We start from the raw sequence: 24890 nt of genomic DNA on the forward strand, positions 1-24890 counted from the left end.
CCATGTCCACCACACTGCCCGCCACCGCCGAACCCGTGCTGGTGTCGAAGAAGTCCTACTCCCCGGCCTCGAGTGCGGCCGAGGCTCCGGTCCGCTCCGCCTCCGGCACGGGGCGGCAGCTGGCCGCCCTGGCCGGTCGCTGGAGCTGGCGTCTGTTCAAGCCCGTCCTGGTCATCGCCCTGTTCCTGGCCTTCTGGGAGCTCGCGCCCCGCGTCGGCCTGGTCGATCAGATCTTCCTGCCGCCCTTCTCCACCGTGGTACAGCGCGGAGACGAGCTGATCCGCAACGGCCAGCTCTGGGACAACACCTCCGCCAGCCTGGGCCGGTCCCTGGTCGGGTTCGCGATCGCGGTGGCATGCGCGGTTCCCGCCGGCGTCGCGATCGCGTGGTACAAGCCGGTGGCCGACTTCGTGAACCCGCTGCTCGAACTGTTCCGCAATACCGCCGCGCTGGCGCTGCTGCCGGTATTCATCCTGATCCTCGGGATCGGCGAGACCTCCAAGGTCGCGATCGTCGTCTACGCGGGCTTCTTCCCGATCTTGCTGAACACCATCAGCGGTGTCCGGTCGGTGGATCCGTTGCTGATCAAATCGGCTGTGTCACTGGGCTTCTCACCGCTGCGCCTGTTCCAAAAGGTGATCCTTCCCGCCGCCGTGCCGACCGTTTTCACCGGCATCCGGATGGCGGCCTCGGCCTCCATCCTGGTCCTCATCGCCACCGAGATGTCCGGTGCGCGAGCGGGACTCGGCTATCTCATCACCGCCGCCCAGCAGAATTTCCAGATTCCCGACATGTATGTCGGGATCGTCGCCATCGCGATCGTCGGCCTGGTCTACAACGCCGTACTCGTCGCGATCGAACGCCGCCTCACGCGCTGGCGCCCGCAATCCGATCGTTGAAGCACTATACCGAAGGGACGACGACGCTCGATGTCGCCATCACCGAAAACCTTTCATCTCAACGCCTTTCTGATGGGCGTCGGTCATCACGAAGCCGCCTGGCGCCATCCGCGCACCGAGGAACGGCGCGTGCTGGACGTGAAGCATTTCCAGGAATTGGGCCGCATCGCCGAGCGCGGTAAACTGGATTCCGTCTTCTTCGCCGACGGCTTGGCGGTGGGCCCGCGCATTCAGCGCAATACGCTCGCGGTGTTCGAACCGGTGACACTGCTGTCGGCCATCGCCGCCGCCACCGAACATATCGGTCTGATCGCGACGGCCTCGACGACCTATCACGAACCGTTCAATCTGGCCCGTAAATTCGCCTCGCTCGACCACATCAGCGGCGGGCGGGCCGGATGGAACATCGTCACTTCCGGCACCGTCGACGAGGCCTATAATTTCGGCTACGACGCCATTCCCGACCATGCCCGCCGATATGAGCGCGCCACCGAATTCGTCGATGTCGCATTGCGGTTGTGGGACAGCTGGGAATCCTCGGCCATCGTGCTCGACCCCGAGGCCGGAGTGTTCGCCGACCCGGACAAGGTCCACACCATCGACTACGACAGCGACCGGTTCCGGGTGCGCGGTCCGTTGAACTCCCCGCGCGGTCCGCAGGGCCGGCCACTGCTCGTGCAGGCCGGATCTTCCGAGAGCGGAAAGGAATTCGCCGCCCGCTACGCCGAGGCGGTGTTCACCGCGCAGCGCAGTCTCGAGGACGGGCAACATTTCTACCGCGATCTGAAATCACGGCTGCCGAAGTACGGCCGTGGCGCCGACGAGCTGAAAGTGCTCCCCGGTCTCGTGCCCTACATCGCCGATACGCCCGCCGAGGCGCTCGCGCTGGAGCAGGAGTTCACCGATCTGATCTCCCCCGACTACGCGTTGCGGCAGCTGTCCACGCAGCTGGGCATCGATCTGACCGGCCATCCCCTCGACGCACCGCTGCCGCCGCTGCCGGTGGAGAGCGAGATCGAAGGGAACAAGTCCCGGTTCACGCTGGTGAAGGAGTTGGCCACGCAGGAGAGGCTGACCGTGCGGCAGCTGATCGGCAAACTCGGCGGCGGGCGCGGACATCGCAGCTTCGCCGGGACGCCGGAGCAGATCGCCGACGAACTGCAGACCTGGTTCGAGGCCGGCGCGGCGGACGGATTCAACATCATGCCGCCGTATCTGCCGGGCGGACTCACCGATTTCGTCGACCGGGTAGTGCCCATCCTGCAGGAACGCGGCCTGTTCCGCACCGAGTACACCGCCGATACCTTGCGCGGGCACTACGGCCTCGCGCCGGTGGAGAGCCGTTTCGCGACGGGAGCCGCGATCAGCGCCTGACTGGCGGATACAACGCGACAGGCCCCTTCCGGGTAGATCCGGGAGGGGCCTGTCTGCACGCTTGTGTATGCGGACGAACCGCAGGCGGCGAACCTTACAGGTTGGCGCCGCACACCGGCCAGGCGCCGGGGCCCTGGCTGGCGAGCACATTCTCCGCGACGCGGATCTGCTCGGCGCGGCTGGCGTTGGCCGGGTTGCCACTGCCGCCGTTGGCGTTCCAGGTGCTCTGGGTGAACTGCAGGCCGCCGTAGAAACCGTTTCCGGTGTCGGCGCCCCAGTTGCCGCTGGCCTCGCACTGCGCCACCGCATCCCAGTCGTGGCCGCCGTCGGCAGACGCGGTAGCGGTCAGGCCGAAGGGGACGGCGACGATGGCGCCGGCGACGGCGGCGAAGCCGAGTGCGCGAGTGCTGAACTTACGGTTACGAGACATGTGGTTTCCCCTGCCTGCGCCCAGCCGGCCCGATGGTGACGATTACGGGTCCCTGCCCCCAGGTATGTCGGGGTCGAACTCGAACCGCGGGACAGGGTTGCCGGTGTTCAGCGATTCGAGCGTCAGCCCGGAATTCCGAGCTGCAAACGACGGTAACGGAGAAATCTCGAAACATCACGTTGCGATAACAACCGAACTGTCTCAACCCGACATGGAGGATATTCACGTTTACGCAGCGCATAGTGCGATAAACGCGCATTACATTACTGTAGTTATATAAACGTTATGTGGTCGAGATCACTGAGATATAGTGACCCCAGTCGCATGACGATGCCCGAAATCGGCGGTTTCGCGGCCTCGAATCGCGGGCGGACGCCTATCCGGGCCGGTCGGAGCGCTAACGCTCGGACACGGTGACGGGCCACCGGTCCACCGTCTCCAGCGGCGCGACCTGCGCGTTCTCCAGCGCGTGCGCGACACGCCGACGGTAGCGGGCGGCGAGGGTGGGCGCGCGGCCGGTGCCGCCCGGACGGCATCGCGCGGCATAGGCCAGCCAGCCGGAGGCCTGACGCAGGACCTCTCCGGTGCTCAGCGGCCCCGCGAGCAGCAGACCACCGTATTCGGGTGTCACCGCGACGGCGCTGCCCAGATGCTGCAGACACCGGCAGATTCCCAGTTCGTGACCGAGATCGCGATAGCGGGTCAGCGCCAGCAGCCACCAGCGCATCGCGCGCCGGGGCTCGCCGCGCATCCACCACAGCAGGCCCAACGTTTCGAAGGTGTGTGCCCGCCCGGACGGATGGCGACCGCCGCGGGTCAGGGTTTCGGCCAGCTCGAGCCGGTCACGCGCGGCGTCCAGGCGTCCTTCGTACAGATGTGCGATGGCGAGGTCGTTCAGGGCACAGACCTCCGCGGCGATATCGCGCCGTGGCAGCAGCCACCAGGCGCGCTCGAATCCGGCCACGATCTCGGGCAGCGGGTACTCCCCGCCCGGTAAGCGATCGAAGTCCCGCATCGCCTCGGCGTGCGCGCGGCGAGCGTGCAGGCCCGTGCTCCGGCGCGGGCGGCTGCGCCGCCGGAGAGGACGCGGCCATCGTCGGCGTGTCGCGGTGTCGGGCTGCAGCCCGCAGCGGATCGAGGCCAGTTCGTGAATCTGCGGATGCGCCGCTTCGCTCAGCGCCACCATCGCCCGCGCCGCGGGACCGTCGGAAGGCTTCCCGATCCGGGCGTACCAGAGGTCGAGTGCGTCGGCGATGCGGGCCAGGGCGGGGATGTCGAGCTCGATGCCGTGGTCGCATTTGTCGCATTCGCGCACCAGCTCGGCCAGTCGGTCCGCCGATCCCGTGAACCACCGATGGGCGCCGGCACCGAGCCGGTCCGAATCCAGGGCCACCGCCCAGCGCGTCGCCCGATCGGAGTAGTGCCGGATCAGCGCCGGCCACGCGGCGCGCCACTGCGGTGTGCGGCGGATCACGGCGAGGTCCGGCGAGTTCGTGGACTTGTCCACGGCGAATCGGTCGTGTCCGTAGTGGACGATCACGCCGTGGGCGGCGAGCCGGATCAGAACCTCGCCCGTGGAACGCCGCAGGACCGCGTGCTCCCCCGGCAGGACCGTCGCACTGTCGAGCATCGCGGTGACCGTGTCGTAGAGCGCAGCGGCCTCGTAGTCGGTGAAGGGCAATGCCCGCAGGACGTCGGCGACGGCCGTATCGGCCTCATCCAGCGGCCGCGCCCCGGCCGGTGCGGAGGCCGGCAGCGCCGCGACGGTCCGCTCGACCACCGGTGGCGGCTGGACCAGGTCCGCGGTGAGATCCAGTTCCCGGCGGATGCGCGCACCCTCGCGCATATCCATCGTCTTGCGCCACAGCACATACAGCGCGGCGGCCGCCACCACCGCGACCGCCACCCACCGCAACACCCCCGCCAGCGAGTTCAGCACCCGGCTCTGCCCGACCGAACCCTCCAGCAGTTTCGCCACCACCTCGAGCAGCAGCGACGACGACATCACCCAGGCCGCACCCAGGAAGCCTTGCCAGATCGAGGATTTCGGGGTGGCGATGAGCTGCGACGCGATGTCGTGCTCGGGTCGGTGCGAGTGGCCGCCACTCATCGCACGATCCCGCCCGTCAATCCCGGAACCAGGAAGCGACGCCAGGTCATCAGCAACAGCAGCACCGGCGGGATGGTCGACAGCAGAGCACCGGCCGCGAGATGGGCGGCGTTCTCCTGGAACTGCCGGGCGTCGCCCCACAGCAGCAGCGACCACGGACTGACGTCGGCGCCGCTGACCATGAGTCCGATGAAGAAGTCGTTCCACACCTGAATCAGTTCGAGCACCGCGACCGCGCCGACGGCGGGCCAGGCGGTGGACACCACGCGGCCCAGGACCGCCCACGGTTTCGCCAGACCGTGCAGGGCGTCGGCGGCCGGGCCGTCCGAGGGCGCGAGCAGCGCGCCGCGCAGAATCAGGATCGCGATGGGCAGGCCGATCGCGGCATGCACCACGATCAGCGAGGAGAACGACGTCCCGGTCAACCCCATCCGCTCGATGACACGCCGGATCGGCCCGACGTAGAGCTGCGCGGGCAGGACGGTGAACACCACCAGTACCACCACCGCGATCCGCGAACGCAGCGCATCGGCGGGCAGCGCGGCGAGCTGATGGGCGACCGGGAAGGCCGCACCGATGACCAGGACCGTCGCCCACACCGCGACCCAGCCGGTATTGGCCATGGCGTGCAACAACTCTCGGTGCTGCCAGACCGAACCGGCTCCGGCGAAGGCGGGCCCGTCGGCACCCACCCAGCCGAACACCGCCAACGCCAGCAGCGGACCCAGCGAGAGGAGCGAGACCGCCACGACTCGCAGGACGCCGCGCGCAGTGCGCCTGGTACGGACCGGATCGACGGCCGGGCGGCGCATCCAGCCGACGCGGTGGCGTCGCACGTCGGTCTGCAGAATCCACGCCGCCGAACCGATCAGCACCGCCAGCGGCAGCGAATAGGCCGCGGCCACACCGGGATCGGCATCGGGGTCCGAGACCAGCCGCCACCAGTGCACGGTCGCCGAGTCCAGCGAATACTGCAGCGATCCCGGCACCGCGACCAGGATGATGTCGAAAATCCGGGCCGCCGCGACGGCGACGACGAGGCCCAGAATCAGCAGCACCGGCCGCATCAGTTCGAACAGCCGGGCCCGGGTTCGCGCGACGCCGCGCGCATCCTCGAGATAGCCACGCCGCACGGGATCGGCTTCGATGGCGGCGATCGCGGCGCGGAACAGCGCGAACAGCGCCCCCAGCCAGCACCAGACGAAGGCCACGATCAGCGTGGTCATCAACCAGATGCGCTGCCCGGTCACACCCGGGACCGGCATCCGGTAGTCGGGGTTCTCGGCCAGCAGGCGCAGGGCCAGTCCGGCGACGAACGCGGACACGCCGAAGGGCAGGATCAGCGGCTGCCAGGGCCACCAGCCGCGCCGGCCATGCCAGGCCAGTTCCAGGGCGAGGACCAGAACTGCCACCGCGCACAGGACCCAGACCAGGGTCCGGGCGTAGGCGCCGCGCCCACCGGGCCCGAGCTCGACGCCGATTCCGCGGATCGTGACCGCGAGCGCGATCACCAGGACGGGCCACCACAGAGACCGCCGGCGTACCCGCGCGACGACACTCGCGCCGTCGGGTGCTTGGCGGCGGAAAACCATCGGCCACAATCGGTTTCGCAGCAAACTCCAGCGGCCCCGCACGGCCGCCGCCACCACCGCGCGCACCGCGTCGTCCCCGCGCCACAGCATCGTGCTCACCGCGACCAGGACCACCAGCAGCGCACACCAGCCGACCATCTCCCACTGGGCGCGGACCGCGGTCCAGACCGTGGTGGCGGCCGGTCCCACCAGCAGCAGCAGGATCAGCAGCAGTGCGGGCAGCTGCGCCGGCCACATCGACCACCGCCGGGGGTGGCGGCCCGGGATCACCGGACCGGCGATCCGCGTGAGCGCCGGCTCCAGATCCAGCCCGTGAGCGTGGATGTGCCCGGCCGTCATCGCGCTCTCCGTTCGGACTCGTCGAGTGCGCGCACGGCGTGGTCGACCGCCGCGTCCAGTCGTTCGGCGTGGCCGTCGCCGACGGTGATGAGCAAATCGGTCAGTATCCGCCACAGGCCGTCGCGGCGTCCGGCGGCGCCGATGAGGTCGGCGAAATCGAAGGCGGTCCACGAATGCAGCTCGCCCGCAACCGGTTCCAGCATCGGCGGGTGGTCCGGGACCGTGCGCGGGCTGGGCGCCAGGAAGCCGCCGTAGTCGCCGATCCAGGCCGAGACGGCGGCCGGTGCGGTCAGGGCGCCGAGTACCGGTACCGCATCGTGGGCGCCGGCCGCGGTCGCGACGATCACGTCGCCGCCGCCGATGGCCGGGCGCGGACCGCCGGGCGCCACCGCCGGAAAGGGCATCACGCCCACGGCATCGGCGGGCCGGTTCGCCCGGCGCAGGCAGCTGCGCACGATGGGTTCCGCGAAATCGGGCGCCACCACCATCGCCGCGGTCCGCCGTTCGAACACCTCACGCACCGATTCCGGAAATTGCCGGGTCAGGGTCGCGGCGATACCGCCCGGGAAGGTGTCGCGCGGCGCCCACAGCGTGCCCAGTCGGTACAGGGTCGCCCGCACCGCGTCGCGATCCCATTCCCGCGGACGGTCCGGTTCGCCGGCGGAGGCCAAATCCTGGTAGTCCCAGGCGGATTCGCCGTAGAGGATGTTGCCGAACAGGTCGGCCAGCACCCAGCCGTCGGCACCGCCCAGTGCCAGAGGACGGCGGGTGGTCGCCGCGGCGATGCGTTGCGGCCACTGGGAGACGGTCCAATCACGCGGGTCGTCGCGCGGGCGGTCGCCGCCGAAGGCGTAGCGGTCGTACCACACCAGCGATTTGTCGGCAGCCTTGAACGGAATGCCGTAGAGCGCACCGTCTTTCCACAGCAGCGAGCGCCACTGTTCCGGATAGCGCGGGCCCGCCGCGTCGTGCCACAACGTGGGCGGCAGCGCCCGCAGCACCCCGCCCGCCAGCTCTCCGATCCGGCCGACCTCGGGCAACATCACCAGATCGGGTGCGGAGCGGCCGCGCGCCTGCAGGGCCGTATCGATGTCGTCGCCGAGCGGCAGCACCGCGACCGTGGCACCCAGCCCCGCGTCCTCCAGTACCCGGCGGAACGCGGCCAGCTCGGATCCGCTCCAGGGCACCGCGATACGCACCGAGGCGGGGTGGCCGAACAGCACTCCGGGCGCGCACGCGGTCAGCATCGGCGCCAACGCCGCGGCACGCAGCACCGCCCGCCGTGTCGCCATCCCCACCCCCGAGTCCGCGTGCCGTGCACCGAAATTCGAATGCCGGTCCGCATGATATGCGGACCGGCATTCGGATCATCGCTGAAATACGGTTACCCCGTCAACGTCCCGGATATTCCGGCGGCTGCCACGGGCGCCCGCCGGCATCGCCGGGGCGCGGCGCCGGTTGCTGCTGCTGCGCCGGCGGCGACGGCGGAATGGGCGCGCTCTGCGGCGGCAGATGCCGGGGCTGATTGGGCGCGACCAGCGGCGAATCGACCGGTGTGGCCGCCGCGGCCTCGGCGGCACGCACCGCTCGCTCGGCGGCCGGGTCGGTTTTGATGTCGAACCAGTCGGCGACTTCGTCGGCGTCGTCGTCGGGTGCGTTCGCGGCGCCGTCGTCACTGGGCTCGTAGCGGAAGATGCCGTCCTCGCCCTGGGTGCCGAAGTTGCGGGCGAACCCTTCCAGTGCCTTGCCGAAGTCGCTGGGCACCATCCAGACCTTGTTGGCATCGCCCTTCGCCACCAGCGGCAGTGTCTGCATGTACTGGTAGGCGAGCAGTTCCGGGGTCGGTTTGCCGGATTTGATGGCGGCGAAGACCTTTTCGATCGCCTTCGCCTGGCCCTGCGCCTGCAGGTAGGCGGCCGCACGTTCACCCTGGGCGCGCAGGATCCGGCTCTGCCGCTCACCTTCGGCGGACAGGATGGCCGACTGCTTGGAACCTTCGGCCGCGAGGATCTGCGACTGCTTGGCGCCCTCGGCCGTTTTGATCTGGGCCTCGCGATTACCTTCCGCGGTGAGGATTATCGCGCGCTTCTCACGGTCGGCCTTCATCTGCTTCTCCATCGATTCCTGGATCGACGGCGGCGGATCGATGGCCTTCAATTCCACTCGCGCCACCCGCAGGCCCCAGCGGCCGGTCGCCTCGTCGAGGACGCCGCGCAGCTGCGAGTTGATCTGGTCACGCGAGGTCAGCGTCTCCTCGAGGGTCATACCGCCGACCACGTTGCGCAGGGTGGTGATGGTCAGCTGCTCCACCGCGGCGATGTAGTTGCTGATCTCGTAGACCGCGGCCTGCGGGCTGGTGACCTGGAAATACACCACCGAGTCGATCTGCACGGTGAGGTTGTCCTGGGTGATCACCGGCTGCGGCGGGAACGAGACGACCCGTTCGCGCAGGTCGACCTTGGCGCGGATCCGGTCGGCGAACGGGACCAGGAATGTCAGCTGGCCCGATACGGTCCGTGAATATCTGCCCAGCCGCTCGATCACCGCGGCCTCGGCCTGCGGTACCAGCGCGATCGACTTGAAGACCACCACCGCGACCAGCACCACGATGACGATCGCGACGATCAGTACAGCCATTACGGCCCCTTCCAGACGACGGCGTGCGCGCCGTCGATCTTCATGACGTAGACGGTCTCACCCTCGGCATATTCATCGGCCGGGTCGAACGGGCGTGCACTCCACACCTCGCCACCGATCTTCACCTGACCGCTGTTCTCGTTCACCGGCTCCAGCACCTTCGCCGTCTTTCCCGGCAACGCATCGACATTCGTCGGCGTGGGCGGTGGAGTCGCGAAGCGGCGCAACAACATCGGGCGGACGACGAACAGCAGCCCGATGGCGGAGATGGCGAACACCACGGCGTCGATCACCACCGACGTCTGCGCGATCCCGGCAACCCCCGCGGTGATCAACGCCGCCCCGCCCAACATGAGCAGCGTGAAGTCACCGGTGAGCATCTCGGCTGCGGCGAGCAGAATTCCCGCGACCAGCCATACGATTGCGGCCACGAGTCAACCGTACCGTGCCTGTCCGTTTTTCCGCGCCTTTAAGCGGACGAGTCGAGCGGAAACACCCCGGTCATCGGTCCGGATCCGGTGGCGCGAGCCGTCGTCCGGCCGGATCGCACCGCCGCTCGTGGGCTCGCCTCCCGCCGAACGGCAAGGGAAACAGGTAGTTTCGGCCGGGTGAGTGCGCGCGACTACGGTGACATCTATTCCGGACATGCTCGAACCCGCAAGCGCGCGGTACCGCAGGTCGTCGCCGAACGCGATCTCGTCGCCGAGGACGCGGCCAGCGGATTCTGCGGCGCCGTGGTCGGTTTCGAGCGCACCTACGACGGCGACTTCGTCAAACTCGAGGACCGTGGTGGAAGGGTCCGGCTGTTCGCCTTGCGGGAGGCGGCGTTCCTCATCGACGGCCGGCCGGTGACGCTGGTTCGTCCGAAGGCGTCCGCGCCGGCCGCGCCCACCCGCTCCGCCTCGGGCTCGACGCGGGTGGAGGGGCTGCGTGCCCGCGTCGCGCGCGCCAGCCGGATCTGGGTCGAGGGCGTGCACGACGCGGCGCTGGTGGAACGCGTGTGGGGGCACGATCTGCGCGTGGAGGGCGTGGTCGTGGAGCATCTGGAAGGCCTCGATCATCTCGCCGAGCGTCTGACCGACTTCCGCCCGGAGCCCGGCCGCCGGGTCGGGGTACTGGTCGATCACCTGGTCACGGGGTCCAAGGAGACGAATCTGACCACCGGCCTCGGCCCCCACGTCCTGGTGACGGGTCATCCCTACATCGATATCTGGCAGGCGGTGCGGCCACAGGCCGTCGGTATCGAGGCCTGGCCGCAGGTGCCGCGCGGTGAGGACTGGAAGACCGGTGTCTGCCGCCGCCTCGGCTGGGGTACCCCGTCGGAGGGCTGGCGGCGGGTCTACAACGCCGTCGACAGCTTCCGCGATCTGGAGGCGCCGCTGCTGGGCGCGGTGGAACAGCTCATCGACTTCGTCACCGAACCGGAGTGAGGACGTCGGTTCGCCGTACGCATGCCGATCCACAGGTTGCGTGGTTACGCTGGCCGGTATGACGCCGCTGCAGCGCTACATCGCAGAGGAGATCGGTACCGACCACGCCGAGGGCCTGCTCAGCCGCCGGGAGGCGCTGCGGCGGCTGAGCCTGCTCGGGCTCGGCACCCCGGCCGCGGTGGCGCTGCTGGCCGCGTGCGCGCAGCGCTCCGGCACCCCGGCGGGGACGACGAAGCCCACCGCACCGGCCAGCTCGGCCCCACCACCCGGAACCGCGACCGCGGTTCAGCCCACCGCGATCACCTTTCCCGGCCCCGACGGCCGCACCCTGCAGGCCGCCTGGGCCGCCGCGGCGCAACCTCGCGGCGGCGTCCTGGTGATCCACGAGAACAAGGGCCTCACCGACCACATCCGTTCCGTCGCAGGGCGTTTCGCCGGAATCGGCTATTCCGCGCTCGCGGTGGATCTGCTCTCCGAAGAGGGCGGTACCGCTACCTTCACCGACCCGGCCGCCGCCACCGCGGCGCTGGGCAAAGCACCGCAGGACCGTTTCATCGCCGATCTGCAAGCCGGTGTGGCGGAGCTGGGCCGCCGGGTGCCGGGAAAGAAGCTGGGCGCCACGGGCTTCTGCTTCGGCGGTGGCCTCACCTGGCTGCTGCTCACCCACGGCACCCGGGAGCTGGCCGCGGCCACGCCGTTCTACGGTCCGTACCCCGGTGACGACGACATCACCACGGCGACGGCGGTTCTCGCCGTGTACGGCGCACTCGACAAGCGTGTCGCCGCCACACGGCCAGCGGCCGAGGCGGCGTTGAACCGTGCCGGCGTGCCGCACGAGATCTTCGTCGCCGACAACGCCAATCACGCGTTCTTCAACGACACCGGCGCGAACTACCAGCCCACCGCGGCCGCCGCCGCCTGGCAGCGCGTGACCGACTGGTACGCGCAGTATCTCGGTTGAGGCGCGCCGGTGCGATCAGGCTCGCGGTCCTCGCGGCGGGTCTCGTCGCGGCGGGTGCGGCGGTGTCCGGGAGCGCGGTGCGTCCGCCGTTGTTCGAGCCGGCCGCCGTGCGGGCGACTCCCCCGATGGGGTGGAATTCCTGGGATTCCGGAATGGCGCTGACCGAGCAGTCGGTGCGGGAGACGATCGACGCGATGGTGTCGAACGGTATGCGTGACGCCGGCTATCGCTACGTCGATCTGGACGCGGGCTGGGCTGCGCCGCAACGAGATTCGTCGGGCGATCTGACGGCGGACCCGATCCGGTTCCCGCACGGCATCGCGGCGGTGGCCGGCTACGCCCACGAACACGGTATGTATCTGGGTCTGTATGCCAGTCCGTTCGACGAGATCTGCGGGCAGTCCCCCGCCACCGCGAGTCGCGGCCACGAACTGCAGGATGCGCGGCAATTCGCACAGTGGGGTGTCGACCTGCTCAAATACGACTGGTGCCGGACCGATGCGAATCACGACGAGCAGGTTCGCGATTTCGCCTGGATGCGCGACGCGCTGCGATCGACCGGACGCGGCATCGTCTACATGATCAATCCGAACAGCTCGGCCGACGCCCGCGCGGGCGTCGACTACGACTGGTCGGGCGTGGCGAATTCGGCCCGCAGCACCGACGATCTGATCCCGATGTGGCGCAACACCTTTCCCGAGCCCGATATCGGCGGATTCGACACCACGTCGGTCCGCGGTGTCGCCGACGAGGCGCAGGCCGCCCTGCAGGCCCGGCCCAGCCGTCCGGGATATTGGCCCGACCCCGATATGCTCGTCGTCGGACTGTCGATGTCGCAATTCCTCGGAGCCCATCTGGACGGTCTGCCCGGAACCGCCGTGCGCCGCTCGGCACTCACCGCAGCCGAGACCGCCTATCTGGCCCGGCGGTTGGGGATATCACCGGACACGCTGGCGATGCTGCGCGATCCACACACCCTGTCACCCGCCGAGGAGCAGGCGCATCTGTCGTTGTGGGCGATGCTGTCCGCCCCGCTCATCGCGGGAAACGATGTCCGCACGATGAGCGAGCCCACGCGCGAGCTGCTCACCGATGCCGGTGTGATCGCCATCGACCAGGACCCTCGGGTGGCGCCCGCGGCACCGCTGCGCCGTGATCACCGAATCCTCACCAAACCACTGGCCGACGGTTCGGTCGCCGTGGCGCTGCTCAACCCCGGCGACCAGCCACTCACGCTCGCGACCACCGCCGCCGAAACCGGTCTCGCCCAGGCACATTCGTACACGGTGCACGACATCTGGACCACGACGACCACCGCGACCGACGGCCGTATCGTCGCACCGGACATCCCCGCACACGGCGTGGCGCTGCTGCGGATCACGCCCACCGGTTGAGATGTTCGAGCTACCGTGGACCCGCCGCCGACAACCGCGCGGATCCGCATCGCGCCCGGACATCGGTGAGTCAGGGGCGATCCGGCTGCGGGTCGCCCAGCCGGGCGCGGATCGCGCCCCATGGGTCGGCGAATGCGTGCGCGCCGTCGCGGTACGGCGACAGGCGGCCGAGGTACCACCGCATCACCGGGGCGAACGGACGGGTGAGAAGCCGCATTCGGCCTGTCCTGCTGCGGATTTCGGCGAGCATGTCCGGAAACGAGTGATGCTGGAAGCGCAACACTTCCTGCGAGCGGCCGGTATCCATCCAGTCCGTGGCGAACCAGTCCGCATCGCTGTCCGGGTTCCCATCCAGCCCGTGCGGAATGGCCCCCGGTAATCCGGAGGCGGCGGCGATCGATGCGCCGATATCGCTCTGGCGCAACCGATGTGAGGTGTCGCCGCCGATGAGGAAGACCTCGCGCACGGACGGCGTGACGGTCGCGGCCGTGAACGCGGCGGCCACATCGCGCACGTCGACCGTGTTGATCCGTCCGTCGGCTGGCAGCGCCGCCTCGAAGGCGAGCATGTCGGCGTGCAGGCCGAGCATCGGTTCGACGGTGAGCACGCCGCCGAGCCGCAGGATCACCCACTCCAGCCGCGACGACCGCACCAGCTGCTCGGCTTCCACCTTGTGCGCGCCGTACAGGTCGGCCGGCCGCACCGGGGTGTCGGACGTGAGCAATTCGCCGGACCGATGCGGGTTGCGCGAACCGTAGACCGCGATACTCGACGCGAGGACGAACCGCGGCGGCGCGGTGAGCTCGGCCGCGGCATCGAGCAGCGTCGCCGTGGCATCGACGTTGACCGCCCGGGCGAGGCCACGACGCTGGTAACAGACCGGCGGGATGATCGCGGCGAGGTGGACGATCGCGCGGGGGCGCACCGATCGCAGCAGGTCGCGAACCTGCTGTGGCACAGTCAGATCGGCCCACCGCACCTCGACCCCGGCACCGGCGGACTTGCGCGCGGCGCGGCGGTTGGCCGGGATGTCGAGGTCGGTCGCGACCACCCGCGCCCCCTCCGCCGCGAGGGCGCGCACCAGCGCGGTGCCGACGAGTCCGAAAGCGCCGGTGACGAGAATCGGCCCCGAAGTCACTCCGACACCACGCTTCCGGCGATCAGCGGCAGGTCCAACGCGGTGCGGATTCCGGCGGGGGCAGCGACCACAGCGGGGATGGCATTGACGATCCGGCACGCGGCGGCGACGATCGCCGCGTGATTGTGGTCGCCGTGGCGGCTGGTGGGACAGATGTCGACGGTATAGGAGGGCTCGCCCACGATCTCGACCCGATAGGACCCGCCCGGCTGCGCCGGCTGCGGCCAATCGGGACGCAGATCGCCCCGCAGCCTGGTGGTGTGCTCGATGACGATGACCGGGCGGCCCTTCACCAGTCCGCGGATCTCGAAATGTATTGCCGCGACCGACCCTTCGGGCACGTGCCCGGCCGCGATGTCGAAGCTCTCCGGCGCCGGTTCCCGTTCGTAGGATTCGGTGATCTCGTCGACGGTGATGCCCAGCCCCGCCTCGAGTTGCCGGATCGTCGTGCCCCAGGCCATGCCCAGCACGCCGGGCTGCAGCAGCATCGGCACCTCGTCGAGGGGTTTACCGAATCCCATGACGTCGAACATGACCGTCGCGCCGTCATAGGTGGCGTAATCCGCGATCTCCGAACACCGCACCTGTTCGATGTCGCGGCAGGTGCCGGCGAAGGCGAGCGGGACCAGATCGTTGGCGAAACCGGGATCGATACCGGTGATGAAGGTGCTCACATCCCCCTCGCGCGCGGCCTCCTCGAGCGGGGCGAAGAACTTGTCCGGCAACACCTTCCACGGATATTGCAGCAGTCCGGGGGCCGATCCGACGATATCGACGCCGGCGGCGAGGATGCGGCGGCAGTCCTCGAGGGCTTCCAGCAGCCGGGTATCGCCCATCGCGCAGTAGACCGCGCAGTCCGGCCGCAGGGCGAGCAACTCCGCCAGGTCGCCGGTGGCGCGGACACCGGTGGTGACGTCCAGCCCGGCCAGTTCGCCGGCATCCTTGCCGACCTTCTCCTTCGTCGAGACGCACACGCCGACCAGTTCGAAGCGCGGGTCGTCGATCAGGCCGGCCAGTGCGAGCCGGCCGACGTTGCCGGTGCCGATGTGCACGACGCGGATGGGCATTCGTTTCTCCTCGGGTCGCTGCGGCCCAGCGCCGCGCGGTCGCGGTCGGCGTCGCCGCAACACCGTCGGGTGATCACGCGAGCCACCGTCGGACATCTGTCTGGACAGTACTACGATCCTTCGGCGACGGACACCGGATTCCCGGCGCACACCACGGTCAGAGCCCTGGAACAGTGTCTAGAACATGTTCCAGTTTGCATGGTAGCGTCACCGGCATGGGACGTGTAGACGGCAAAATTGCACTCATCAGCGGGGGCTCGCGAGGTATGGGTGCGGCCCATGCGCGACTGCTCGTCGCCGAAGGCGCGAAGGTCGTGATCGGGGACATTCTCGACGACGAAGGCGCCGCTCTGGCCGGCGAACTCGGCGATGCCGCACGTTTCGTGCACCTCGACGTGACCGAACCCGACGACTGGGCGGCGGCGGTGTCCACAGCGGTCGGCGAATTCGGCAAGCTCGACGTGCTGGTCAACAACGCGGGCATCGTCAACGGCAATTCGCTGCGCAAATTCGAACTGGAACAGTGGCGCCGCATCCTCGATGTGAACCTCACCGGAACGTTTCTCGGCATGCAGGCCGTGGTCGATCCGATGATCGCCGCCGGCGGCGGATCCATCGTCAACGTCTCCTCGATCGAAGGACTGCGCGGCGCGCCGTGGGCACACGGCTATGTCGCCTCCAAGTGGGGTGTGCGCGGCCTGGCCAAGTCGGCCGCACTGGAGTTGGCGCCGCACAACATTCGCGTGAATTCGCTGCACCCCGGGCTGATCCGCACCCCCATGACCGCCGCCATCCCCGACGATCTGGTGACGATTCCGCTGGGCCGCCCGGCACAGCCCGAGGAGGTGGCGACCTTCGTGCTGTTCCTCGCGAGTGACGAATCCTCGTATGCGACGGGCTCGGAGTTCGTCGTGGACGGCGGTCTGGTGACCGCGGTACCGCACAAGACCTCCTGACCCCGGACGACATCACCACCAGGAGCACAGATGCCCGAAACACACACCAGCACAATCGATCCCGCGACCCTGCTGCGGCTGCCGACCCACAACGGGCACGCCCTGCTCGCCGGACTGCGGCGTCATCGGCGCGACCCGGTCATGACACTCGGCGACACCGTCCTCACCGGTGCCGACGTCATCGACGCCATCAGCCGGTACATCGCCGCGTTCGCCGCCCACGAGGTCGGGCTCGGCACCCCGAGCGCGCTGCTCGCCCTCAACCGTCCCGAGGTGCTGTTCATTCTGGGCGCCGGCCAGATCGCCGGACATCGGCGCACCGCACTGCATCCGATGGGCGGGCTCGACGACCACGTGCATGTGCTGACCGACGCCGGGATCACGAATCTCGTCATCGATCCGCAGCCGGCGTTCGTCCGGCGCGCCCGCGAACTGGCCGACCGAGTGCCCGAACTGAAGCGCATCCTCGTCCTCGGCCCGGTACCGGAGGAACTGGCCGACGTCGGCGTCGACTTGATCTCCGCCGCAGCGCAATACACTTCGGAACCGATCGAAGCGGTCGACATCCCACCGGATTTCGTCGTCTCGATCAGCTACACCGGCGGCACCACCGGCAAGCCCAAGGGCGTCATCGGCACCGCCGGGACCATGGCGACCATGACCCAGATCCAGCTGTCGGAATGGGAATGGCCGCAGCGCCCGCGATTCCTGATCTGCACGCCGCTGTCGCACGCGGGCGCCGCGTTCTTCCTGCCGGTGGTGCTCCAGGGCGGGCAATGCGTGGTTCTTCCGCGATTCGACGCCGGTGAGGTGCTGCGCGCCATCGAGGAACACCGCATCTCGGCGACCATGCTGGTGCCGTCGATGCTGTACGCACTGCTCGATCATCCCGATATCGACTCGCGCGATCTGTCCTCGCTGGAAACGATCTACTACGGCGCCTCCTCGATCGATCCGAAACGCCTGACGCAGGCCATCGCGCGGTTCGGCCCCATCTTCGCCCAGTACTACGGCCAGTCCGAAGCGCCGATGGTGATCAGCTATCTGGGCAAGGACGAGCACGACGAGGCTCGGCTCACCTCCTGCGGGCGCCCGTCGGCGGCGCTGCGCACCGGGCTGATCGGCACGGACGGACAGCGTGTGGCCCCGGGCGAGGTCGGCGAGATCTGTGTCTCCGGGCCACTGTTGGCCGGCGGATACCTGAATCTCCCGGACGTCACCGCGGAAACCTTCCGCGACGGCTGGCTGCACACCGGGGATCTGGCTCGCGAGGATCCCGACGGCTTCTGGCATATCGTCGGCCGCAGCAAGGACATGATCGTCACCGGCGGCTTCAACGTCTTTCCCCGAGAGGTGGAGGACGTCATCGCCGCCGATGCCCGCGTTCAGGGCGTAGCCGTCGTCGGCGTCGCCGATCCCCGCTGGGGCGAGGCCGTGACGGCCGCGGTCGTCTTCGACCCGGCCACCGCCGCCGATTCCGAGGCGGTGGCCGCGGCGATCGACGACATCCAGCAGGATGTCAAGCGCCGCAAGGGTTCCGTACAAGCTCCGAAACACGTCATCGTGGTCGAAGCGCTGCCGTTGACGGGGCTGGGCAAGGTCGACAAGAAGGCCGTGCAAGCCCTCGTCACCGCCGAACTCGAGCGGTAGGCAGAGACCCGGCCTTACGAGCGCGCCCCGCGCCCCGGCTCACTCACGACGTCGGCGAAACATCGTGCGCCGGTGGCGATCTCGGTCGCCTCCGCCATATCCAGCCGGAATTCGTGGTCGGCGGCGGGTGCGGGGCCCTCGTGATGGCTGATGCCGGCGGCGCCGATGACGTAGTGCAGAGCCGTGTCGCCGATATGAACCGTGACCGTGCCGGCGGGCACGACCTCGGCGACCGCGCGTCCCAGCGGCAGCGCGAACCAGTGTGCGCGCACCGCGTCGGTGGCACGCCGCTCCCCCAGCAGCGGCGCCCCCCATTCCGACAGCGCCTGCAGCACAGGCCGCAGCGCCGCGCCGGCGGGTGTGAGCTCGTAGACGGCGGCCGCCGATCGCGACCCCACCTTGCGATGGGTGAGTATGCCGTCGCGTTCCAGATCCTTCAGCCGGGCCGCCAGGATATCGGTGCTGATGCCCGGAAGGTCGGCGAACAGATCGCTGTATCGCCGTGGTCCCGAGCACAATTCGCGAACCACCAGCAGGTTCCAGCGGTCCCCGACGACTTCGAGCGCGCGGCTGACCGGGCAGTAGTGGTCATAGGTTCGGCGTGGCACACCCCCAGCCTATCTCAGCACTTGGAAATTCCAAGCGAAAACTTGGAATAACCAAGTACAGTAGGCGGCCTACACGCCGGAAGGGGATGTTCATGCAGGTCAGCCAGTCCAGCAAACTGATGGGAGTCTCGTACGAGATTCGCGGCCCGGTCGCCGAGCAGGCCGCACGACTGGAAGCTGAGGGCCATCACGTCGTCAAACTCAACACCGGCAACCCGTTGCCGTTCGGCTTCGAGGCGCCCGCGGAGATCCTGCAGGACATCGTCCGCACCTTGCCCGCCTCGACCGGCTACTCGTCCTCGAAAGGCCTGTTGCCCGCGCGGCGCGCGGTGGTGCAGCACTACCAGACCCTCGGCGTCCCCGACCTCGACGTCGAGGACGTCTTTCTCGGCAACGGTGTCTCCGAGCTGATCATGATGGCGCTCACGGCGCTTCTGGAAAACGGGGACGAAGTGCTCGTTCCCGCACCGGATTTCCCGCTGTGGACGGCGGCGACGACACTCAACGGCGGCCGGCCGGTGCACTACATCTGCGACGAGGGCGCCGACTGGTACCCGGATGCGTCCGACATCTCGGCCAAGATCACCGACCGCACCCGCGCCCTCGTGCTCATCAACCCGAACAATCCCACCGGCGCCGTCTACCCGCCCGAGGTGCTGCGGGAGATCCTCGACATCGCCCGCCGCCACAACCTGGTGGTCTTCGCCGACGAGATCTACGACAAGATCTACTACGACGGACTCACCCACACCTCGATCGCCGCGCTGGCGCCCGACCTGCTGTGCCTGACCTTCTCGGGCCTGTCCAAGGCCTATCGCTGCGCGGGCCTGCGCGGCGGCTGGCTCGTCGTCTCCGGGCCCACCGGCCACGCGGAGAACTACCTCGAGGGCCTCACCATGCTCGCGGGGCTGCGGCTGTGCGCGAATGTCCCTGCGCAACAAGCGATTCAGGCCGCACTCGGCGGGCACCAGAGCATCCACGACCTGACGCTGCCCGGCGGCCGCCTGCGCGAACAGCGGGACCGCGCCTGGGAGGCGCTCACCGCCATCCCGGGCATCACCTGCGTGAAACCCAAGGGCGCCCTGTACGCGTTCCCGCGCATCGATCCGCGCGTCTACGCCATTCACGACGACGAACAATTCGTGCTCGATCTCCTGCTGCAGGAAAAGCTGCACATCGTGCAGGGCACCGGCTTCAACTGGCCCACTCCCGACCATTTCCGGATCACCACCCTGCCGCACGCCGACGAACTGGAGGCCATCATCGAGCGGATCGGCCGGTTCCTCTCCACCTACCGGCAATAGCCGCGTCCGCCGCACCGCCGACGATCCGGCCACCGGTGTTATCCGGAATCTCGCGGAGGTTTGGGGCGAATCCCGCGCGGCATTCCGATCGCAGGAAAGGAATCGCCATGATCGTCATTCTCGGGCTCGTCATTCTCATCGCCGCAGTGGTGGCCGGCGTCGTCGGCGTGGTCGTCAACACCGGCGCAAGCCATGCGGTGAACGGCAATTTCACGGCCTTCGGCTATCACTTCACCGGCTCCACCGGGACGCTGTTCCTCTACGGCATCATCGTCGGCGCGGTCGGGATGGCGGGGCTGAGCCTGCTGCTGGCCGGCACCCGCCGCAACGCGCGCCGTGCGAGCGCCGCCCGCCGGGAACTCGACGGCACCCGCCGCGACGCTCCCATCTACTACGGCCCCGCCCCCACCGCGGACGCACCGCACACCGCCTCCCAGCCGGTCGGTGGTACGCAGCCCGCCGCACCCAAGCGGGGTCTGGGCAGGATGTTCGGGCGCGGCCGGACCGTCCACCAAGCCTGATCGAGGCGGCCGGTGTCCGTGCCGCGTCTTTCTCCTTTACCCACCTCCGGCACCCCTCCGCCCGGTACCATTTATGAGCGCACAGGGTGTGACCAGCCATATCCGGACGCCTTTCGCGAACCGGACGAGTGGCCGTCGCACGGCAGTCCCTATCGACTCTCGGGCGTTTCGTACGAGTTCGAGAGTATCCAGCAGGCATCGAGGCCGCGCCCCGACGACCCACGGATGGACACGTGCGGGGGCGGCCCCGGACCGGATCGACAGTGATCCGATGACTCTCCGTCCGGAGGTGGATGGTGGCCGAGAAATTCGAAGGACATATCGCGCTCGACATTCGTGATTCCGTCGCCGACTGGAAGCCGTTCGCGGAACCGACCGCACCCCGCGGCGCGCCCAATGTGCTGTATCTGGTGTGGGACGACATCGGAATCGCCACCTGGGACTGCTACGGCGGGCTGGTCGAGATGCCGAATATGCAGCGAATCGCCGACCACGGAATCCAATTCACCCAGTTCCACACGACCGCGCTGTGTTCCCCGACGCGCGCTTCGCTGCTCACCGGGAGGAATCCGACATCCGTCGGAATGGCGACCATCGAGGAGTTCACCGACGGCTTTCCGAGTATGAGCGGCCGGATTCCCGACGACACCGCCCTGTGTTCGGAGGTCCTCACCGAGCGCGGATGGAATACCTACGCCGTCGGCAAATGGCATATGACTCCGCTCGAGGAAAACAACCTGGCGGCGTCGAAACGTCACTGGCCGCTGGGGCGCGGATTCGAGCGGTTCTACGGATTCCTCGGCGGCGAGGCCGACCAGTGGTATCCCAATCTGGTCTACGACAATCACCCGGTCACGCCGCCGTACTCGCCGGAGGACGGATATCACCTGTCGAAAGATTTGGCCGACAAGTCGATCGAGTTCATTCGTGACGCCAAGGTCATCGCACCGGACAAACCGTGGTTCATGTACCTGTGTCCCGGGTGCGGTCACGCGCCCCATCATGTGCCGCGGGAATGGGCGGACAAGTACCGCGGCAGATTCGACATGGGATACGAGAAGTACCGCGAGATCGTGCTGGACAACCAGAAGCGCATGGGATTGATCCCGGAGGACACCGAACTGTCTCCGATGAACCCGTACGCGGACGCCACCGGGAGCAACGGCGAGCCCTGGCCGCTGCAGGACACGGTGCGCGCATGGGATTCGCTGTCGGAGGACGAGAAACGACTGTTCCGTCGCCAGGCGGAGGTGTTCGCCGGCTTCCTGTCCTACACCGATGCCCAGATCGGGCGGGTTCTCGACTATCTGGAGGAGAGCGGGCAGCTGGACAATACGATCATCGTCGCCTTTTCCGACAACGGTGCCAGCGGTGAGGGCGGTCCGAACGGGTCGGCCAACGAGATGAAGTTCTTCAACGGCTATATCGACACGATCGAGGACAGCCTGGCCAAACTCGACGAGTTGGGGTCGCCGACCACCTACAACCACTACAGCATCGGGTGGGCGATGGCCTTCAACACCCCGTACAAGCTGTACAAACGGTACGCATCTCACGAGGGCGGCATCGCCGACGCCTGTCTGCTCTCCTGGCCGGCCGGAATCGCCGCCCGCGGCGAACTGCGCCACCACTACCTCAACGTCTGCGATATCACCCCGACGGTCTACGACCTGCTCGGCATCACGCCCCCGGACACGGTGAAGAACGTGGCGCAGCGCCCGCTGGAAGGGGTCAGCTTCCGGGCCCTGCTCGACGATCCGAACGCCGACTCCGGCAAGCACACCCAGTTCTATTCGATGCTCGGCACCCGCGGCATCTGGCACCGGGGATGGTTCGCCGACGCGGTGCACGCGGCGTGCCCGTCGGGCTGGGGGCATTTCGACAGCGACCGGTGGGAGCTGTTCCATATCGAAGAGGACCGCAGCCAGATGCACGACCTGGCCGGCACACATCCCGAGAAGCTGGAGGAATTGAAGGCGCTGTGGTTCGCCGACGCCGAGAAGTACAACGGTCTGCCGCTCTACGATCTCGACATCGTGTCGGTGATGCTGCGCGACCGGCCGACGTACGCCAAGACCCGGGACACCGCCGTCTACTATCCCGGCATCGCCGAGGTGGGGCCGGGGGCCGCGCTGGAGATTCGCGGCCGGTCCTTCGCCTTGCTCGCCGAGACGACCATCACCAGTCCCGGCGCCGAGGGCGTGCTGTTCGCCCACGGTGGGCGCCTCGGCGGTCACACGCTGTTCCTGCAGGACGGACATCTGTACTACGTCTACAACTTCCTCGGCGAGGAGGAACAGGTGATGGTCTCCGACCGCCCGGTGCCGCTCGGTGACCACGTCCTGGGCATGCGCTACGAACGGAAGGGCACGCGGCCGGACAATTTCACCCCGACCGGGGAGGCGGTCCTCTACATCGACGAGAACCCGGTGGGTTCGCTCGACGATATGCGGACCCAGCCGACCGTGTTCTCCGGCGTCGGCGAGGGCGTCCGGGTCGGTCGCGACGGCGGCCAGTCGGTATCGCCGCGCTACCACGCGCCCTTCCCGTTCACCGGCGGAATCATGCACCAGGTCGTCGAGGATGTGAGTGGTAAGCCGTATCTCGACCTCGAAATGGCTGCCGCCGCTGCCTTTTCGCGGGATTGAGGCTGCCCGCCGCGGCAACCCCGACGCGCACGATAGCTGCACCAGTGCCCACGGGATTGCCGCGGCACCACTATCCTCGAACCATGTGTTCTCCCAGTGCCACGCTGACGGTGTGGGCGGGCTCGTGGCTGGCGGGCCGCAGCGCGCCCGACGACGTGCTGGACGCGTTGCGCGCCTGGTCTCCGCAGCACGGTGTCGCCGCCGGTGACCCGCTGACCGGCGGACGGACGGGACTGCCGTGGCCGTCGGCCGAGCCGTTGGAGGTCGGCACCGGAATCATGGTTCTGCTCAAGGTCATTCGCGAGGCAATGGCCGAGCCGGGGGCCCAGATGCGGCTGGTGCTGCCCGTGCCGGGCGATGCGCGCGGATTGCCGGCGGGCACCGAATTCGCCACGGCGGCAATGGATGCAGAGGAGGGCGTGATCGCCGGCGTACCCGGCGGCGAGGGTGTGGCGCTGGTGCCGCAGTGGACCGACGAGGAATCGTTGCAGTGGACCGTCTTCCACACCCCGGTTCCGGTCCCGGCACCGGATATGGCGCTCGGCGAGGCCGAATACGCGATGCGCGAGGCGGTGCGCGAGGCCGCGGAAGCCCTGATGCGGTTGCACACCACCGCGATCGGCGGTGACGACGATCCGCGCGAATTGATCGAGGCCGAATTGGCCGCCTGCTCGCGCCACATCTACCCCGACTCGGCGCCGCTGCGGGCCCGCCGCATCCTCGATTCTGCCGACCATGTGGCCGCGATCCTCACCGTGGCCCAGCAGACGGCCCCGTCCTCCCCCAGTTCGGCGAGCGCTGTACAGGCCCAGGAGACACTGCTGCGACCGCTGTGGAACGCCCTGCGCGCGGCCCGTCTGGCCGCCGTGAACGCGGCGGCCGGCCCGCGTTAGGTCGCGGCCTCGCCGGTGCGCGGCCCGGGCAGGTTCAGTTCGTAGTCGTTGTAGCGCCCGCAGACTCGCATGCCGATCCGGGCCAGGGCCGCGCGCAGCGCCTCGTCGTCGAATTCGAACACCCGCAGCACGGTGATATCGGACATGACGGCGCGCAATTCGGCCACGACCGCACCGAACGCCGCGGTCAGCAGATCGGCGTCGGCCTCGCGGTGGGCAAACCCCTCCTCGGCGCTGATGTAGGCCTCGGCGCCACCGGCGAAGGTCGTGATCGTGGTGATCGGTTCCGTCGCCGAGCGGGCCGAGAGCACGGTCGTGAGCAGCACCCGGCCCGGCGGGTCGGCCGATTCGGCGAGGGTGTGCACCAGCCGCCGCAGGGGCGCGGTGGTGCCCGGTGCGGGCGGCGGCCGGGTGAGATCCAGCTCCCACAGCCGCGCGTACTCGTCGACCCGCCGCGCCCCCAGTTCGACGGCCGCCCGGCCCGAGGGCCCGATATCGGTGCCCTGCCAGCGCAACACCCGGTATCCGGCGGCGGTGGCCCGCCGCACGGCCTCGGCGGTCAAGCGGCAGACCATCTCGGTTTCCGCCGCCTGCGGTTCGGACTCGTCGGCGCGGCCCAGATGCAGCGAATGCACGAGGCGCTGCGCGGACACCGCCTGCACCCACGCCTCGCCCAGCCCGGCATCGCGCAATTCCGCCCAGCCCAGCAGTTCACCGCCACCGCGGGCCGCGATCACGCCCAGCAGATCGGCGGTGCCGTCGGCGACGGACATATCTTCGAGCAGGGGCAACCCGGTGCGGCCCGCCAGTTCGGCGGCCAGCCGCAAACCCGTTCCCGGATGCTGGTCCCACTCCAGCGCGATGTCCACCTCCGCACAATAGCGGTGAATTAGCTGATCGCAGGCCAGTTACCGCGCAAAACGTCGGCGACCGGCCAGA

Annotated in this window: 21 protein-coding genes; 11 read left to right on the forward strand and 10 right to left on the reverse strand. The window is 68.7% G+C overall.

Going from position 1 to position 24890, the window contains the following annotated elements; genetic code table 11:
• Positions 1-2 precede the first annotated feature (2 nt).
• Positions 3-899: an ABC transporter permease gene (locus IG65_RS0109590; RefSeq protein WP_030514504.1), complete on the forward strand. Its 897-nt coding sequence runs from the start codon at positions 3-5 to the stop codon at positions 897-899.
• A gap of 30 nt (positions 900-929) precedes the next feature.
• On the forward strand, positions 930-2273 hold the full coding sequence (locus tag IG65_RS0109595) for an LLM class flavin-dependent oxidoreductase (RefSeq protein ID WP_030514505.1): 1344 nt from the start codon (positions 930-932) through the stop codon (positions 2271-2273).
• A gap of 94 nt (positions 2274-2367) precedes the next feature.
• On the opposite strand, the gene IG65_RS0109600 is transcribed toward IG65_RS0109595, so the two are convergent.
• The 6 genes from IG65_RS0109600 to IG65_RS0109625 form a co-directional block, all read right to left on the reverse strand.
• Entirely contained in the window at positions 2368-2703 is a 336-nt protein-coding gene (locus IG65_RS0109600; protein ID WP_030514506.1) for a transglycosylase family protein, read from the reverse strand.
• 397 nt (positions 2704-3100) lie between these two features.
• Positions 3101-4813 carry a hypothetical protein gene (locus tag IG65_RS0109605; protein ID WP_030514507.1) on the reverse strand — a complete coding sequence of 571 codons (1713 nt, stop codon included), beginning with the start codon at positions 4811-4813 and terminating at the stop codon, positions 3101-3103.
• Entirely contained in the window at positions 4810-6744 is a 1935-nt protein-coding gene (locus tag IG65_RS0109610) for a hypothetical protein (protein ID WP_030514508.1), read from the reverse strand. The genes IG65_RS0109605 and IG65_RS0109610 overlap by 4 nt, the downstream gene beginning before the upstream one ends.
• A complete protein-coding gene (locus IG65_RS0109615; protein ID WP_030514509.1) occupies positions 6741-8036 on the reverse strand; it encodes an ABC transporter substrate-binding protein in 1296 nt (431 codons plus the stop codon). Before IG65_RS0109615 ends, IG65_RS0109610 begins: the two co-directional genes overlap by 4 nt.
• Before the next feature lie 100 nt (positions 8037-8136).
• Positions 8137-9381, reverse strand: coding sequence for an SPFH domain-containing protein (locus tag IG65_RS0109620; RefSeq protein ID WP_030514510.1), 1245 nt, complete (start codon positions 9379-9381; stop codon positions 8137-8139).
• A complete protein-coding gene (locus IG65_RS0109625; RefSeq protein WP_030514511.1) occupies positions 9381-9812 on the reverse strand; it encodes an NfeD family protein in 432 nt (143 codons plus the stop codon). Before IG65_RS0109625 ends, IG65_RS0109620 begins: the two co-directional genes overlap by 1 nt.
• A 177-nt stretch (positions 9813-9989) precedes the next feature.
• Here IG65_RS0109625 and IG65_RS0109630 point away from each other — a divergent pair, with 177 nt between their 5' ends.
• The 3 genes from IG65_RS0109630 to IG65_RS0109640 are packed head-to-tail and all read left to right on the forward strand — an operon-like array spanning position 9990 to position 13166.
• Positions 9990-10811, forward strand: a complete 822-nt coding sequence (locus IG65_RS0109630; RefSeq protein ID WP_030514512.1) for a DUF3097 domain-containing protein — start codon at positions 9990-9992, stop codon at positions 10809-10811.
• Positions 10812-10869: 58 nt separating this feature from the next.
• The gene (locus IG65_RS0109635) at positions 10870-11772 is read left to right on the forward strand and encodes a dienelactone hydrolase family protein (protein ID WP_030514513.1); all 903 of its coding nucleotides are present in this window, start codon (positions 10870-10872) and stop codon (positions 11770-11772) included.
• A complete protein-coding gene (locus tag IG65_RS0109640) occupies positions 11769-13166 on the forward strand; it encodes a glycoside hydrolase family 27 protein (protein ID WP_030514514.1) in 1398 nt (465 codons plus the stop codon). Before IG65_RS0109635 ends, IG65_RS0109640 begins: the two co-directional genes overlap by 4 nt.
• A 70-nt stretch (positions 13167-13236) precedes the next feature.
• On the opposite strand, the gene IG65_RS0109645 is transcribed toward IG65_RS0109640, so the two are convergent.
• Both IG65_RS0109645 and IG65_RS0109650 read right to left on the reverse strand, forming a co-directional pair.
• Entirely contained in the window at positions 13237-14304 is a 1068-nt protein-coding gene (locus tag IG65_RS0109645; RefSeq protein ID WP_030514515.1) for an NAD(P)-dependent oxidoreductase, read from the reverse strand.
• Complete coding sequence (locus tag IG65_RS0109650) at positions 14301-15371, reverse strand: diacylglycerol kinase (RefSeq protein WP_030514516.1); 1071 nt, start codon at positions 15369-15371, stop codon at positions 14301-14303. The genes IG65_RS0109645 and IG65_RS0109650 overlap by 4 nt, the downstream gene beginning before the upstream one ends.
• Positions 15372-15586: 215 nt before the next feature.
• On the opposite strand from IG65_RS0109650, the gene IG65_RS0109655 reads away from it, so the two are divergent.
• Together IG65_RS0109655 and fadD8 are read left to right on the forward strand one after the other, a co-directional pair.
• Positions 15587-16327 (forward strand): glucose 1-dehydrogenase, encoded by a 741-nt coding sequence (locus IG65_RS0109655; RefSeq protein ID WP_030514517.1) that lies wholly within the window; start codon positions 15587-15589, stop codon positions 16325-16327.
• A gap of 30 nt (positions 16328-16357) precedes the next feature.
• The gene (gene fadD8, locus IG65_RS0109660) at positions 16358-17977 is read left to right on the forward strand and encodes a fatty-acid--CoA ligase FadD8 (protein ID WP_051755649.1); all 1620 of its coding nucleotides are present in this window, start codon (positions 16358-16360) and stop codon (positions 17975-17977) included.
• A gap of 14 nt (positions 17978-17991) precedes the next feature.
• Here fadD8 and IG65_RS0109665 read toward each other — a convergent pair whose 3' ends face one another.
• Complete coding sequence (locus IG65_RS0109665) at positions 17992-18585, reverse strand: helix-turn-helix domain-containing protein (RefSeq protein ID WP_030514519.1); 594 nt, start codon at positions 18583-18585, stop codon at positions 17992-17994.
• Between the two features lie 92 nt (positions 18586-18677).
• Here IG65_RS0109665 and IG65_RS0109670 point away from each other — a divergent pair, with 92 nt between their 5' ends.
• From IG65_RS0109670 to IG65_RS0109685, 4 genes are all read left to right on the forward strand, one after another.
• Positions 18678-19889: a pyridoxal phosphate-dependent aminotransferase gene (locus IG65_RS0109670; protein WP_030514520.1), complete on the forward strand. Its 1212-nt coding sequence runs from the start codon at positions 18678-18680 to the stop codon at positions 19887-19889.
• A 107-nt stretch (positions 19890-19996) separates the two neighbouring features.
• Entirely contained in the window at positions 19997-20410 is a 414-nt protein-coding gene (locus tag IG65_RS0109675; protein ID WP_051755651.1) for a hypothetical protein, read from the forward strand.
• 293 nt (positions 20411-20703) lie between these two features.
• On the forward strand, positions 20704-23058 hold the full coding sequence (locus tag IG65_RS0109680; RefSeq protein ID WP_030514522.1) for an arylsulfatase: 2355 nt from the start codon (positions 20704-20706) through the stop codon (positions 23056-23058).
• An 83-nt stretch (positions 23059-23141) separates the two neighbouring features.
• Complete coding sequence (locus tag IG65_RS0109685; protein ID WP_030514523.1) at positions 23142-23951, forward strand: hypothetical protein; 810 nt, start codon at positions 23142-23144, stop codon at positions 23949-23951.
• On the opposite strand, the gene IG65_RS0109690 is transcribed toward IG65_RS0109685, so the two are convergent.
• Positions 23948-24820: a hypothetical protein gene (locus tag IG65_RS0109690; RefSeq protein ID WP_030514524.1), complete on the reverse strand. Its 873-nt coding sequence runs from the start codon at positions 24818-24820 to the stop codon at positions 23948-23950. The genes IG65_RS0109685 and IG65_RS0109690 overlap by 4 nt on opposite strands.
• Positions 24821-24890 lie beyond the last annotated feature (70 nt).

It is taken from the genome of Nocardia sp. NRRL WC-3656 (genome assembly GCF_000720265.1).
In the GTDB taxonomy this organism is placed as follows: Bacteria; Actinomycetota; Actinomycetes; order Mycobacteriales; family Mycobacteriaceae; genus Nocardia; species Nocardia nova.